The 12,740-nt window shown below is 50.2% G+C and carries 9 protein-coding genes; all 9 read left to right on the forward strand.

Annotated elements, in window-relative coordinates:
- The first annotated feature begins 432 nt into the window (after positions 1-432).
- The 9 genes from ACGG9R_RS02880 (at position 433) to ACGG9R_RS02920 (ending at position 12,668) form a co-directional block, all read left to right on the forward strand.
- Positions 433-636, forward strand: coding sequence for a hypothetical protein (locus tag ACGG9R_RS02880; RefSeq protein ID WP_022106208.1), 204 nt, complete (start codon positions 433-435; stop codon positions 634-636).
- 112 nt (positions 637-748) lie between these two features.
- Entirely contained in the window at positions 749-2,032 is a 1,284-nt protein-coding gene (locus tag ACGG9R_RS02885; protein ID WP_390155057.1) for an SLC13 family permease, read from the forward strand.
- Between the two features lie 779 nt (positions 2,033-2,811).
- Positions 2,812-3,639 (forward strand): ABC transporter substrate-binding protein, encoded by an 828-nt coding sequence (locus ACGG9R_RS02890; RefSeq protein WP_390151225.1) that lies wholly within the window; start codon positions 2,812-2,814, stop codon positions 3,637-3,639.
- 1,449 nt (positions 3,640-5,088) lie between these two features.
- Positions 5,089-5,832, forward strand: coding sequence for a Fe-S cluster assembly ATPase SufC (gene sufC / locus ACGG9R_RS02895; RefSeq protein WP_390151228.1), 744 nt, complete (start codon positions 5,089-5,091; stop codon positions 5,830-5,832).
- Positions 5,833-5,834: 2 nt separating this feature from the next.
- Positions 5,835-7,247 (forward strand): Fe-S cluster assembly protein SufB, encoded by a 1,413-nt coding sequence (gene sufB, locus ACGG9R_RS02900; protein WP_022106212.1) that lies wholly within the window; start codon positions 5,835-5,837, stop codon positions 7,245-7,247.
- Positions 7,248-7,257: 10 nt separating this feature from the next.
- Positions 7,258-8,286, forward strand: coding sequence for a SufD family Fe-S cluster assembly protein (locus tag ACGG9R_RS02905; RefSeq protein WP_390151231.1), 1,029 nt, complete (start codon positions 7,258-7,260; stop codon positions 8,284-8,286).
- Between the two features lie 387 nt (positions 8,287-8,673).
- On the forward strand, positions 8,674-9,906 hold the full coding sequence (locus ACGG9R_RS02910) for a SufS family cysteine desulfurase (RefSeq protein WP_022106309.1): 1,233 nt from the start codon (positions 8,674-8,676) through the stop codon (positions 9,904-9,906).
- Positions 9,906-10,352, forward strand: a complete 447-nt coding sequence (gene sufU / locus ACGG9R_RS02915; protein ID WP_390151234.1) for a Fe-S cluster assembly sulfur transfer protein SufU — start codon at positions 9,906-9,908, stop codon at positions 10,350-10,352. The genes ACGG9R_RS02910 and sufU overlap by 1 nt, the downstream gene beginning before the upstream one ends.
- Before the next feature lie 336 nt (positions 10,353-10,688).
- Positions 10,689-12,668 carry a TonB-dependent receptor plug domain-containing protein gene (locus ACGG9R_RS02920; RefSeq protein WP_390151237.1) on the forward strand — a complete coding sequence of 660 codons (1,980 nt, stop codon included), beginning with the start codon at positions 10,689-10,691 and terminating at the stop codon, positions 12,666-12,668.
- Positions 12,669-12,740 lie beyond the last annotated feature (72 nt).

Consider the following 12,740-nt stretch of genomic DNA (forward strand, 5'->3'; position numbering starts at 1 on the left):
TCTCACTATAATGTATTTCATCCTGTTACCTTCCTCAGCTTGAATGCAAGATGGCTTGCCTAAAGGACCCGTTCAGCGGCGGGTCCTTTTTTTATGGGATGGGCCCGGGAGATACCGCCTGGCAGCCGATGATCCCTCTCGTGTGGTCATGACAAAAGGAAAGCGAGAGATTGTTTCATTGGCGGAGAAACAAGGCTCGTCAGCGGAAAAGCCGCCTGGGGCTCATTGGTCGGTGCCGCATCTGCGCAGCAAGAGCAATAACATATTCCGTGCAAGCATAAATGCGGCAGAAAGAAGAACTGCAAAACCAAATGGAATGAGAATATAAATACCAGTATCTAAAATTCCTATCATATATTTTTAATTTACTCACATAAATGCTATGCTTTCCCTGTCAGTTGTTCTTGCTGTTTTTTCAGAAAGGAGGTTCACGTGACAGAACAAAAAGGGAACACCGGATTGGACCTATTGCCACTCATGAAGGAATGGGATAAAAATTACTATTTCCGCTTCATAGAGACAGATCAATCAAATTTCGGACTCATCAGTACCTATGGTCACTATGAAGATTGGCAGCCGGTCAGCATCGTGTATCCCGAAAAAGAATCCCGCTTCATAAAAAAGGGGAAAACGTAATGAGAATTTTGAAGAGCAACTCTCCACATACATTTCTTAGAAGGATATAGATTCCTTCCTCAGATTCACACCCATAGGAGGATGTAAGAACGTTATGGATTTCTTAATCGCGATGGATCCAGCAGTGAAATGTCTGCTGCTTCTGCTTGTCGTCGCCATTCTTTTCGTTACCGAAAAAATTCCGCTGGCGGTCACCTCGATCGCTTCTGCTGTTTGCTGTTGGCTGCTCGGGCTGGTACCGCTCAAAGAGGTATTCCTCGGTCTCGCTGATTCTACTGTCGTGCTCTTCGGCGGCATGTTCGTCGTCGGTGCGGCGATGTTCTACACGGGTCTGGCCCAGGACATCGGTGCCCGTATCGTCAAGGTTTTCGGTACAAGTGAGACGAAGCTGATGATCGGCGTCATGATCATCGCAGCTGTCATGTCTGCCTTCCTCTCGAATACCGGCACCACGGCCTGCCTCATTCCGGTCATCATCGGCGTCTGCAAAGAAGCAAATCTTTCGCCATCCCGTATTCTCATGCCTCTGGCATTTGCTGCCGGCCTCGGCGGTACCTGCACACTGATCGGTACGCCGCCAAACATCATTGCAAACGTGGCTCTGAAAACCGCCGGTATGCCTGAGCTGCAGTTCTCCTTCTTTGAATATGCATATATCGGTATTCCGATCACCGTTTGCGGCATCATCTATATGCTGCTCATCGGTCGTCACATCCTTCCGGAAGTGAAGGTGGATGATTCCTTCGCAAAGACGGCAGAAGTCGAACAGGAGATCGAAGCGAACGAAACCACCAAGACCAAGAAGATCATCTGCGGTGTCATTATGCTCGGCGTCATCGTCACCATGGCAACGGACCTTGTTCCGCTGGAAATCGCGGCTGTCATCGGCGCACTCCTCTGCGTTGTTACCGGCTGCCTTACAGAACGTCAGGCCTATGACTCCATTGACTGGGTCACCATTTTCCTCTTCGCCGGCATGATCCCGATGGCTACAGCCATGAATACATCCGGTGCAGGCAAGATGATCGCGACCTTCACTGTCGCAGCTATGGGCGGTAACCCGTCTCCTTATCTCATCACCGCTGTTCTTTTCGTCCTCGCAGTCATCCTGACCCAGTTCATGAGTAACACCGCCTCCAAAGCTCTGCTTTGCCCGGTAGGTATCGCTCTGGCTACCCAGGTCGGCGCTTCCCCGAGAGCAGTCCTCATGGCGATCCTGATCGCGTCCTCCTGCGCATTTGCTACCCCTGTCGGCACTCCGCCAAACACCCTTGTGCTTGGACCAGGCAAGTACTCCTTCATGGACTATGTCAAGTCTGGTTCCGGCCTCGTCGTGGTCTGCCTGATCGTATCTGTCATCGTCATCCCGATCGTATGGCCATTCTTCCCGAACTAATAAAAATATATTAGTAAAATATAATAATAAGAAATAATCTCCTCCTTTTATGCCCGCTGGATATGACTCATCCGGCGGGCTTTTTCTTTTTGGGGGAAGTTGGTTGGTCGTTGTCTTGGTACTAGTGACTGGTGACTGGGATTCTCTGGTATCGTCATCCCGAGCGTAGCCGAGGGATCTTTACTGCACTATGGGAATCAGCGTGTATGCGCTGAGGGGAAACGATGTCCTGGTGCTGCCTCACATCAGGCGTTGAGCGTTCTGCAATAAAGATCGCGGGCTACGCTCGAAATGACGATGCACGCGAAGCGCTATCAAAATTGCGGCGAAGCCGTCACTGCCTTTTCGTATTTCTAATTCAACTCGAAGATTGAAAGCGGGGACAAGTAGCTAGGGATTAGGGATTGGGGATTAGGAGTGACTAGTGACTGGTGATTGGTGACTGGGATTCTCCAGCATCGTCATCCCGAGCGTAGCCGAGGGATCTTTACTGTACTGCAGGAAATCAGCGTGTATGCGCCAGGGAAAAACGATGTCCTGGTGCTGTCTCACATCAGGCAATGAACGTTCTGCAATATAGATTTCTCGGCTACGCTCGAAATGACGACGACGCGAAGCGCTGTCAAAATTGCGGCGAAGCCGCCACCGCCATTTCGTATTTCTAATTTCTAATTCAACTCGAACCCTGAACCCTTTTTCCCTTGCCTATTTCTCTTCCAGCTTTTATAATGAAAGGAAATGGCATGATGTATCCTACAGTCTTTCAAGGAGGCGTTTGAATGAATCGTCAATGGATGAAAGCAGGAGCTGCCCTTCTCACTTTGGCAGCATTGGGAGTCACGGCTGGCTGCGGGGGAGCGCCCGCAAAGAGCAGCCCGGAGAAAGCAGCGGCATCAGGAGCCGCGGAACGGACACTGAAGGTCGCCTGCATCGCGACATATCCGCCATTTGTCTATAAGGATAAAGAAGATAAGATCATCGGCTTCGATGTGGATATCACGAATGCAGTCGCCAAAGAAATGGGAGCGAAGACCGAGTACAAGAGCATGCCTTTTGACCAGATCGTACAGGCCGTCGCAGACAATAAGGCTGATATCGCCGTGGCGGCCTGTGATATGACGCAGGACCGCGCAGATAAGGTGAATTTCTCCTCGATCTACTACAATAAGGAAAGCGTTTCCATCCTGTCTCGCAAGGATGATGAACGGATCCATGGCTCGCAGGACCTCTCCGGAAAGACCGTCGCTGTCGAGAAGGGCACTGTCTATGTGATGACGGCCAAGCAGCTCGGCGCGACAGTGAAGGAGTATGACTATCATGACCAGCTCATTCAGGCCGTGGAAAGCAAGGAGGCTGATGCGCTTATCCTCGATAAGCCTGTCGCTCTCTTCTACATGACGCATGGGGCAGCGGACAAGCTCCGCTCCGCCGGCATCATTTCCGGTAGCGGCGGCTTCGTCATGCTTCTCAATAAGAAAGACCCTGCGCTCCAGAAAGAAGTGAATGAAGCACTGGGCAAGCTCATGAATAATGGAGAATATGATAAGATCTATGACAAATGGTTTGCCGATACGAATTTCGAAAAAGAACCGGATGTGAAGAAATAGGTAAGCGTGAAAAGGATTCTCTCATGACGAGGGAATCCTTTTTGGCTGGATTCAGATTTTCCTGTGGGGCGGGGGCCTTGATTGTGGATGAAAGACTCGCATGAATTAGAAATTAGAAATGAGAAATGGTGGTGCGGCGCCAGATCCTTCGACTCAGTTCTCACTGCTTTGCCTTTACATTATCGAACATCCGACATTTCACTCCGCTCAGGATGGCGAAATGCGCCGCGAAGTATAAATCAAGGCGATGCTATGAGCTGGTATGCCAGTCACTAGTCACCAGTCACTTGAGACTACTAATCCCTGGCTACTCATCCCTGCTTTCAAATTTTTTAGGGCAGCCATTCCTCGTATCGTCATCCCGAGCGCAGCCGAGGGATCTTTCAAGGGAAACACTGATTCAATCGTTGTCAGATTTTACTCTTGAATCTTTATGCATAGCAAGGAATAACCTGACGAGAATAGCGAGCTATTTAAGGAAGGGTATGACGAAGCTATGTATAAAAATTCTTGTAAAATCTGACTCTGCGATTGAATCAGCGTTTCCCTTGCACTGCGGTCAGTATCACATAAGCACTGGCAGGGAAACGATGCCTTGTTGCTGCGTGTTTTTGCGTTCACATAGGCATCGTTTATCGGTCGGCAAGGAAGATTTCTCGCTGCGCTCGAAATGACAATGCGGGACCCGGGGTCTTCTAGCTACCAGGCACTAATCCCTAGCTACTCATCCCTGCTTTCAAATTTTTTAGGGCAGCCCTTTCCCGTATCGTCATCCCGAGCGCAGCCGAGGGATCTTTCTTGCACTGCGATCAGTAGCACATAAGCACTGGCAGGGAAACGATGCCTTGTTGCTGCGTGTTTCTGCGTTCACATAGTCGTCGTTTGTCGGTCTGCAAGGAAGATTTCTCGCTACGGTCGAAATGACAATACGGGGGTCTGATGTCTCCAAGTCTCCTAGTCTTTCAGTCTCAGCCCTAGTCACCAAACACTCGAGGCTCCTAATCCTTAGCCACGCATCCTTTCTTTCAAACTTTTGGGACAGCCCTTTCCCGTATCGTCATCCCGAGCGCAGCCGAGGGATCTTTCTTGCACTGCGATCAGTATCACATAAGCACTGGCAGGGAAACGATGCCTTGTTGCTGCGTGTTTTTGCGTTCACATAGGCGTAGTTTGTCGGTCTGCAAGGAAGATTTCTCGCTGCGCTCGAAATGACGATACGGGAGACCGAGGTCTTCTAGTCACCAGTCACTTGAGGCTACTCATCCCTGCTTTTCAAATTGGCGGAGAAGCCGCCACCTTCCTCATTCCGCAGTCCTGATTTTCTGGAACCCCGAACCCTATTCATTTCCCCATTGTAATCCCTGCCTAAATCGAATATAATGAAATAAGTTATCAATTGTATACGGAAAAATGCGCATACAAGTTTACAATATATCATGAGGTGATCAAATGAGTGAATTACTTCGCGTGGAGAATCTCCACGTATCTGTAGGCGGGAAAGAGCTCCTTCACGGCATTAACCTCACCGTGAATCAGGGAGAAGTCCATGTCATTATGGGTGTCAATGGGGCAGGCAAGTCGACGCTGCTTCACGCCATCATGGGAAATCCTGTCTATCAGATCACTGAGGGTCATATATATTTCGAAGGAGAGGACATCACAAAGCTTTCTGTCGATAAGAGAGCGAAGCTCGGTATCTTTCTGTCTTTCCAGAACCCGATCTCGGTGGCCGGCATCACGATGGAGAATTTCATCCGTACCGCGAAGACGACGATTTCCGGAAAGCAGCAGCGCCTTTTCCCATTCAAGCGTCTCATGCGCCAGCGCATGGAAGACCTCGCCATGGATCCGTCCTACGCAGACCGCTACCTGAATGACGGCTTCTCCGGCGGGGAACGCAAGAAGAGCGAGATCCTGCAGCTTAGGATCCTCGATCCGAAGCTCGCGATGCTCGATGAAACAGACTCGGGACTCGATGTCGATGCTGTCCGCATCGTATCGAAGAATATTTCTGCGTATCATAATGAAGGAAATGCGATCCTTCTCATCACCCATCTGAACCAGATCCTGAAATTTATCCAGCCGGAATTCGTCCACGTCCTGATCGATGGCAGGATCGTGAAGGAAGGCGGACCGGAGCTCGTGGATGAGATCGAGACCAATGGCTTCGATGTCTATCGCAGCGAGGTGTGACTATGGCAGAAGAGAAAGTCAGAAGCCAGGTCGAAGATATCAATCGCAGCATCTATGACGTCAAGGACAAGGTGGAATTTTCCTATAAAGCAGAGACAGGTCTTACGGAAGAGATCATTCGCGAGATCTCTGCCAAAAAGGAAGAACCGGAATGGATGCTCGAGAAACGGTTAAAGGCTCTTGCGATTTACGATCAGCTGGACTTCCCGCCGTGGGGACCGGATATTTCCGAGCTGGATATGCAGCACATCGATACCTATGTGCGTCCGAAGACGGACATGAAAGCAAGCTGGGAGGATCTTCCCGAGAATATCCGTGACACCTTTGACCGTCTCGGCATCCCGGAAGCGGAGAAGAAATCGCTCGCCGGTGTCGGCGCGCAGTACGACTCGGAAGTGGTCTATCACAATATCCAGAAAGAGCTGGAAGAGCAGGGCGTCATCTACGTCGACTTTGAGACGGCTGTGAAGAAATACCCGGAGCTCATCAAGCCGTACTTCGGGAAGCTGATCACACCGAATTATCATAAATTTGCGGCGCTGCACTATGCCGTATGGTCCGGCGGCTCCTTCGTCTATGTGCCGAAGGGCGTCCATGTGAAGATGCCGCTCCAGAGTTATTTCCGTCTGAATGCACCGGGCGCAGGACAGTTCGAGCATACGCTCATCATCGTCGAAGAGGGGGCAGACTGCCACTTCATCGAAGGCTGCTCGGCACCCCGTTACAATGTGGCCAATCTCCACGCCGGTGCTGTCGAGCTGTATGTGAAAAAAGGCGCGACGCTGCGCTACTCGACCATTGAAAACTGGTCGAAGAACATGTACAACCTGAACACGAAGAAGTCCCTCATCGATGAAGACGGACACATGATTTGGGTATCCGGCTCCTTCGGCTCTCATACCTCCTGCCTGTATCCGGATACGGTTCTCCGAGGCGACCGTGCGACCTGTGAATTCACGGGTATCACCTTTGCCGGAAAGGGACAGTATCTCGATACCGGCTCGAAGGTCGAAGCCCTCGGGAAGGATACCTCCCTCACCGTGAATTCGAAATCGATCTCCAAGGGCGGCGGTACGGCCATCTACCGGGGCGTCGTCTACATCGGGCCGAAAGCTGCGGGGACGAAGGGCTCTATCAGCTGCGAATCCCTGATGCTCGACAATGAGTCCCGCTCGGATACGATCCCGGATATCATCATCGAGAATGATGATATCGATCTCGGGCATGAAGCCAAGATCGGCCGCATTCCGGATGAAGATATTTACTACCTCATGAGCCGCGGCCTCTCCGAAGAAGACGCCAAAGCCATGCTGGTTCGCGGCTTTGCAGAGCCGATTTCCAAAGAACTGCCGCTGGAATATGCGGTAGAAATGAACCGCCTCATCGATCTTGAATTCGAAGGCGCGATTGGTTAAGGAGGGCATCATGGAAGAAATCAGAGTCAACCGTCTGCCGCTTCTCACCTATCGGTATCTGCATACGAATGATACGCCGCTTTCCTTTGAAACGCCGAAAGGGAAAGGCAGCTTCACCTTCTCCGACATGACCCATGTCAAAGAAGGCGGCGCGCTTCCTGAAGATTTCGATGGCGCATCGAAGGAAACCGTGCTCGCTGCAGAAAAAGGCAGTCACTATACCATCACCATCCCTCAAGGGAAGGATGCTCGTCTCGTCATCGATGTCCAGGCGGAAGAGGGCGCGTCGGCAGCCTTTCTTTTCCGGCTGGAAAAAGGCGCGTCCCTTTCCCTCACATGGAAGCTCACGGGCGGAGACAGGGAAGGTACCTGCGTCCTTGCTGCGTACTATGAGCTTGCGGAGGATGCAAGGCTCCACGTATCGCGCCTGGAAAGCGGTCTCACCAAGACCATCATCTATGACCAGCGTCACAGCGTACTCGCCGCTCGTGCCCGCGCCGACTTCTATGCGGCCGAGCTCGGCGGAGAGAAGATCATCGTTCACAGCTATGGAAAGCTCTCCGGCGATGCGTCCGAGATGAATGAAAGAGCCATCTATGCCGGCCGCGGGAGGCAGCATCTCGACTTCTTCTACCACATCGATCATGTGGGGAAGAAGACGAAGGCAGAGATCGACCTCAAAGGCGCACTGGCGGATGAGTCGAAGAAGATTTTCCGCGGTACGCTCGACTTCAAGCGTGGCTGCGCCGGATCCGTGGGCGACGAAGGCGACTTCGCCATCCAGCTCGATCCGAAGACGAAAAACATTTCCCTCCCGCTTCTTCTCTGTACCGAGGATGACGTACAGGGCAATCATGCATCCAGCGCAGGGCAGCTTGACCAGAATACCATCTACTTCCTGATGAGCCGCGGCTTCACCTTGGAAGAAGCCCGCCGCATCGTGGTCGAAGCTCTGATCCGTCCCATCATCGACGGTATGGATGAGACCATCCGAGAAGAAGTCCTGACGGCTGTCAGAGAGAAGCTTGACAGAGAATAACGGGTTAGCCCCCTGGGGGGGGCTCGCCCCTTGATTACGTTTGAAAGCCTCGATTGAATGAGAAATTAGAAATGAGAAATGCGAAATGGTGGTGCGGCGCATAAAAATATGGAAGCGCCGCGAGTATAAATAATGGCGATGCCATGAGCTGGAATTCCAGTCACCAGTCACCAGTCACTAGTCACTTGAGACTCCTAATCCCTAGTTACTCATCCCTGCTTTCAAACTTCAGGGCTCGCTTTAAATGAGAAATGAGGAATGAAGGTGGCGGCTTCGCCGCAAATATATATTTTGCAGCGTAGCTGCCACTACAACCCTGAACCCTGAACCCTAAGGCACTTGCATGAAATGTTTGAATCAGGTGCTACACATATATTTGGAGGAATCATGAACAGCGAACTTATTCGAAATGATTTTCCTATTTTGAAAACCAAGGTCGGCGGTCATCAGATCGTCTACTTTGATAATGCTGCCACCACGCAGCGCCCGCTTCCCGTCGTCAATGCGGTCTTAGACTATACCACCCATGAAAATGGGAATCCGCACAGAGGCGCGCACATCTTTGCGATTTCCGCCTCGGAAGCCTACGATACCTCGAAGGAGGTCGTCCGTGACTTCATCCACGCCAGAAGCGAAAAGGAGATCATCTACACCAGAAATACCAGCGAATCCTTGAACCTCGTAGCCCGTTCCTATGGGGAGACACATCTCAAGGCAGGCGATCATATCCTGATCACCATCGCAGAACATCACTCAAACCTTGTCACCTGGCAGCGCGTCGCCCAAAAGACAGGGGCGACACTGGACTATATCTACGTCGACAAGGAAACCGGCCATTTCCCGGAAGAAGAGCTGAAAAAGATCGACGATCCGAGAGTGAAGCTCTTCGCCTTCGCCGAAGTATCGAATGTCCTTGGCATCGACTTCGATCCGAAGCCCCTCATCCAGAGAGCCCACGCGCATGGCGCGATCGTCGTCTTAGACGGTGCGCAGTCCACGCCGCATAAGCCTGTCGACGTACAGGACTTAGACTGCGACTTCTTCGCCTTCTCCGGACACAAAATGTGCTCGATGGGCGGCATCGGCGTCCTCTATGGCAAGGAAGAGCTCTTGAACGACATGGAGCCCTTCCTGATGGGCGGCGACATGATCGAGGATGTCCATGAGCAGGAAACCACCTACGCCGAGCTTCCTGCCAAATTCGAAGCCGGCACACAGTATGTCGAAGGCGCTGTCAGCCTTGTCGCAGCCATCCGCTATGTGCAGGCCATCGGCTTTGACGAGATCCGCGCGCAGGAAAAACGCCTCGTCACCCGCTGCCTGGAAGGCATGAAGAAGCTCCCCTTCATTCACATCATCGGACCGACGGATCCGGAAGAAAAAGAAGGGCTCGTCGCTTTCGAAGTCGAAGGCGTCCATCCGCATGACGTCGCACAGATCCTCTCTGCGGAAGGCATCTGCATCCGCACCGGACACCACTGCGCCCAGCCGCTCCACATCTACCTTGGCATCAATGCCTCCTGCCGTGCCAGCTTCTATTTCTACAACACGGAAGAAGAAGTGGACTACTTCCTCGAAAAGCTCAAGGATGTCCGGAAAGTCATGGGGTATGACGACTGATGGAACTCAAACAGCTTTATACAGACCTCATCCTCGAATACAACAAGGATAAGAGCAACAAACGCAAAATCGAATGCCCGACCGTCCATGAGCACGGACATAACCCGAGCTGCGGCGATGACATAGATATCGAGGTCAAGATCAAGGACGGCGTTATCGAAGACCTCGCCTACACCGGCAGCGGCTGCGCCATCAGCCAGGCCTCGACGGCGATGATGGCTGAGCTCCTGCATGGGAGAACCGTCCCGGAAGCCCTTCGCCTCTGCCGCCTCTTCCTCGATATGATCCGCGGCAAAGTGACGGAGGAAAGCGAGCTCGAAGAGCTCGAAGCCGCTATCACGCTGAAGGATATTTCCAAGATGCCCGTCCGCGTCAAGTGCGCGACCTTAGGCTGGCATACGCTCGAAATGGCGCTCGAAAAAATAGAAAAAGAACTCACGAAGTAAGACAGAGCCCCCGACCGCATAGCGGTGCGGGGGCTTTTTGTGCCGAAAAGGAGTGGAAAGGGAAAAGATTCCTCATCCTATCATCTAAACTTATTATTGTCCTAAACCTAATATAGAAATTTGACAATACGAGATTTATGATTCATAATAAAACACATAAAAACAATAATAATGCACTTCAGATAGTTTAATATAATGAGAACCTTGAGACCCGAAGCCGGACTTGTTTTCAGGTTCTCATTTTTATTTTCTAGCCTTGGTTTTTACGCAGTCGTCGATGGTCCGTTTCAGGACATCTGAAATCGTCTGCGTTATTTATAAGAGAGAAGGATATATATGAAGAAGGATGTCAAATGTTTGCTCTCAGCACTCGTCTTTGCCGGAATTTCATGGGGGGGATACGGAATAGCGTCTGCTGCCGGTGAAGCAGTGTATGAGCTGAATCCGGTCGTCGTGACGGCAACGAGAACGGAGAAGATGGATGTGGATGTGCCGGCCACTACGACGGTCATTACGGCGAAGGATATTCAAGATAAAGGCTATGTCAGCGTTTTTGATGCACTTGAACATACCGTAGGGGTCGATAGTTATAACTATAGTGCCGGTGGTGGTGATGACCTCGGTGGATCCCAGAGCCGTTTCTATATTCGTGGGATGGATAAAGGGACATTGGTTCTCGTCAATGGTGCGCCGATCAATGTGATGAATTACAGCTCAACAGAAGGCGTTCCTGTCGATGCGGTAGAAAAGATCGAAGTGATCAAGGGTTCGAATTCTGTACTTTATGGTGCGGAAGCTATGGGTGGTGTCGTAAACATCATTACGAAGCATGGCGGAAAACCGAGTGCATCGATTTCCGCAAAATATGGTAATTATAATTCCGGTTATCAGGTGGGAATGACCGGTGAAAGGTATACCGCTTATTTTACTCGTGATTTTGAAGATGAATTTGACGATGCAGCCAAAATTTTCCCTAACTCTAAATATAACTGGACAAATGGAAAGGGGAGAAAGAGCAGCCTTTATTTGTCGACGCAGCTGAATGATCGCTTGACGCTGGACTGGTCTCATGTGGATAGAAATAAAAAGAGATCGGCCTTCAAAGTCATTGGTGGAAAGAAAACGGATAAATATTATAGTTATGGTATTTACGATTATGATACGCAGCGGAATAACATCAATTTGATCTATAATGACAAAGACCATGAGTTTAAATCTGTTCTTGCGTATAACAGCAGAAGAATTGATACGAAGCAATATAAAAATGGTCAAGCACCTGCGGTGCGTGGCACGAATTATGATGTGTACGGGATCACTTTTGATAATCAGAAAACATGGCATTTCAATAACGGGAAGGACAACCTGACTAGTGGAGCCACCTTTAAGAGAGAACACTACAAAGCACTGGCTACACCGTCTGATCGTATTCATCGAGATGCTTACAGTATTTATTCTTCTTATGAACATCAGTTCAGCGATAAACTTTCTACCATCATTGGTGCGCGTGGTGAGTTTGTCAAAGGAAATGGCTGGGATAAAGAGCAGAATGTATTCCTTCCGCAGTGGCAGATGCTTTACAAGCTGAATGATAGCTGGAGCTTGTACTCCAATATTGGGGAATCCTTCGATATGCCGTCGATCAATTCCAAATTCTATTCGAAGAAGACAAAAGCGATCGATTATCAGCCACAGAAAGGCTGGTCTTATGAAATCGGCTCAAAATATGTTAAGGACAAGGATAGCGTAAAGATCGCCCTCTTCCATATGAATATTGATAATTACTTCAAGTGGGTCAAGGAAAACCAGATCATTGATGGTGGTGCCAGTGACATCAATGTGCAGATCAATGGAGGCGAGTTCAAAAATACAGGTCTGGAAGCTGAATGGACGCATAAGATCAATGAGAACTGGCAGTATAATCTGGGGGTAAGCTGGTCGGATCCAAAGCTGAAGAGCAAATGGGTAGTGGGCCATGAAAATGAATGGATGCAGGAGGCGGCGAAGCTGCAGACCAATGCCGGCGTACAGTATTCCGATAAAAAATGGACGGCCAATCTGAACCTGTTCTTTACAGGAGAAAGAGAATACTCCTATTATACAAATAAAGGGGCTATTGCTAAGAATGACGGCAGCTATGACCACGCCATTCCGAACAGAGTCAATCTGACGTCCTCTATTTCATATGCTCCCAATGATAGTCATCGCATCACACTGAATATGTACAATTTGCTTGATCGGCACAACAACTGCATCAATGAAAATGAAAACTATGATCTTCCATTCAACTGGACACTGACCTATAAATATTCTTTCTGATCGCAGTGAACACAAAAGCGGCTGACAGCCAAAGGCTGCCGCCGCTTTTTATTTGATGAGCCAAAAGGAAGC

Origin of the sequence: Dialister sp. i34-0019-2H8, from assembly GCF_042846925.1 — a bacterium.
Lineage (GTDB): Bacteria > Bacillota > Negativicutes > Veillonellales > Dialisteraceae > Dialister.

What these genes read in the sequence shown, in the direction of transcription:
- ACGG9R_RS02885 (WP_390155057.1), top strand. Translation starts at nt 749, where the DNA reads ATGGATCCAGCAGTGAAATGTCTGCTGCTTCTGCTTGTCGTCGCCATT.
- ACGG9R_RS02890 (WP_390151225.1), top strand. Translation starts at nt 2,812, where the DNA reads ATGAATCGTCAATGGATGAAAGCAGGAGCTGCCCTTCTCACTTTGGCA.
- sufC (WP_390151228.1), top strand. Translation starts at nt 5,089, where the DNA reads ATGAGTGAATTACTTCGCGTGGAGAATCTCCACGTATCTGTAGGCGGG.
- sufB (WP_022106212.1), top strand. Translation starts at nt 5,835, where the DNA reads ATGGCAGAAGAGAAAGTCAGAAGCCAGGTCGAAGATATCAATCGCAGC.
- ACGG9R_RS02905 (WP_390151231.1), top strand. Translation starts at nt 7,258, where the DNA reads ATGGAAGAAATCAGAGTCAACCGTCTGCCGCTTCTCACCTATCGGTAT.
- ACGG9R_RS02910 (WP_022106309.1), top strand. Translation starts at nt 8,674, where the DNA reads ATGAACAGCGAACTTATTCGAAATGATTTTCCTATTTTGAAAACCAAG.
- sufU (WP_390151234.1), top strand. Translation starts at nt 9,906, where the DNA reads ATGGAACTCAAACAGCTTTATACAGACCTCATCCTCGAATACAACAAG.
- ACGG9R_RS02920 (WP_390151237.1), top strand. Translation starts at nt 10,689, where the DNA reads ATGAAGAAGGATGTCAAATGTTTGCTCTCAGCACTCGTCTTTGCCGGA.